A 2089-nucleotide genomic window follows, 5' to 3' on the forward strand; every position below is an offset into this window, starting at 1 on the left:
GGACACCGCCGCCCCCCGATCGTCCCGCTCCCCCGCCGACCGGGACGGCACCGACCGACGGCCGGTCCGCGCCGGCGGCCGGCGGGAGCACCGGACGGCGGGAGCACCGGACGGGCCGGGGTGCCCGCCGACCGGGGCGCCTCCCGGCCGCCCGGCGACTGTGGGCCGCGCTGCGTCCGGTGGACCCGCTGCGGTCGGTGAAGGCCGCCCTCGGCTGGCTGGTGATCCTCTCGGTCACCATCACCACCGTGCTGATCCTGCTGGCCCACCGCTCCTCGCTGGAGCTGCGGATCATCGCCGTCATCGCCGTCATCTCCTCGCTGCTGATCACCCAGTTCGTGGCGCAGGGACTGGCGGCGCCGATCAGCGAGGTGACGGCGGCGGCGCGGGCGATGGCCCGGGGCGAGTACGGCCGGCGCGTCCGGGTGCGCCGGCGCGACGAGTTGGGGGAGCTGGCGCGCGCCTTCAACCGGATGGCGGCCGACCTGCAGGCCGAGGACCAGCAGCGCCGCGACCTGGTCGCCAACGTCTCCCACGAGTTGCGCACGCCCATCGCCGGGCTGCGGGCGGTGCTGGAGAACGTCGTGGACGGGGTCTGCGAACCCGACCGCGAGACGATGGCGGGCGCGCTCCGGCAGACCGAACGGCTGGGGCGGATGGTGGAGCAGTTGCTCGACCTCTCCCGGCTGGAGAACGGCGTGGTGGCGCTGCGACCCCGATCGCTGGAGGTCGAGCGCTACCTGGGCGACCTGTTGCGGGACGCGGACGTGGCCTTCGGCCGCGGCCACGCCCGTCCGGACGTTCGATTGGAGCTGGACGTCCGACCGACGGCGGAGGAGGACTCCCCGGGGCTGGTCGCGCACGCCGATCCGGAGCGGCTGGAACGGGTGGTGGCCAACCTGGTGGACAACGCCATCAAGCACAGTCCGCAGGGCGGCACGGTCACGGTGCGGGCCCGCCCGGGTCGGCAGCGCGGCGGGCTGGAACTGGAGGTGCTGGACGAGGGCCCGGGCATCCCGTGCGATCAGCGGGAGATGGTCTTCGAGCGGTTCGGGCGCGGCTCGGGACCCGGTGGCCCGGCCCGCGACGGCGGCACCGGCCTGGGGCTGGCGATCGCCCGCTGGGCGGTGGACCTGCACGGAGGCACGATCGGGGTGGCGGAATCGGAGCGGGGCTGCCGCATCCGCGTCACCCTCCCGGGTGATCACGGTTCGGTGGGGTGACATAGGGTCGCGGTGGAGGGCGGCTCGCGTCCGTCCGGCTCCCCCGGCTCCGGCCGGGAGCGCCGCGACCCTCCCGCTCCGGTCCCCACCGACCGGCCCGGGAGCGGTGCGGCGGGGCCGGCGGCGGCACCGGTTCGTCGCCGACCGGTCACCCGCGGGCCGGCCGGTGATCGGTGCGCGTACACCGCGCCCGGCCGGGTAGGGGTCGAACGGGAGACCCCATCCGGTCACCCTCCGTGCGGAGACGGCTGCGCCGACGCCCTGTCGCAGTCGCGCCCGGTCCTTCCCGAAAGCGATCCGGATGCGACCAAACCCCGCTTCTTTCCCGTCGTTTCGCGGATCAAAACACGGCAGGTGACCCCTGTGAGTGTGATGTACGCGACGACTGCGCCGTTGGGACTGCGCCGGGGCATCCGAAAGGCGTAGCCTTGATTCCCGCTGTCCCATCACCTTGCGAAGCGGAAGAGGGCGGTTGCCGCCGTGTCGCCACAGTCCCCGAACACGTCAAGTGTCTCCACCGACCAGGCCGGATCAGGAAACGGCCCCGCGGCCGGGTTCGGCGCCAACGAATGGCTGGTGGACGAGATCTACCAGCAGTACCTCCAGGACCCCAACTCCGTGGACCGGGCCTGGTGGGACTTCTTCGCCGACTACCGTCCCGGTTCGGGCAACGGCAAGGGCGAGGAGCGCCCCGACGCCAAGACCCCGGCGGGCACCGACGCGCCGACCCCGGCTGTGACGGAGAAGCGGTCCGGCGACGCGCCGGGGACCGAGCAGGGGACGAAGGCCCCGGCCGCCGACGCCTCGGCCGCCGAGTCCGCGGCACCGGCCGCGCCCGCCGCGCCCCCCAAGGCCCCGGCGAAGGA

2 protein-coding genes are annotated in these 2089 nt (G+C 74.5%); both read left to right on the forward strand.

Going from position 1 to position 2089, the window contains the following annotated elements; genetic code table 11:
- Nucleotides 1-158 precede the first annotated feature (158 nt).
- Complete coding sequence (locus FOE67_RS23820) at nt 159-1223, forward strand: HAMP domain-containing sensor histidine kinase (protein WP_182666898.1); 1065 nt, start codon at nt 159-161, stop codon at nt 1221-1223.
- 480 nt (nt 1224-1703) lie between these two features.
- Nucleotides 1704-2089: 2-oxoglutarate dehydrogenase E1 subunit family protein (locus tag FOE67_RS29680; protein ID WP_438874295.1), on the forward strand; the 386-nt coding region annotated here is incomplete at its 3' end.

It is taken from the genome of Streptomyces calidiresistens (assembly GCF_014141525.1).
GTDB lineage: Bacteria > Actinomycetota > Actinomycetes > Streptomycetales > Streptomycetaceae > Streptomyces > Streptomyces calidiresistens.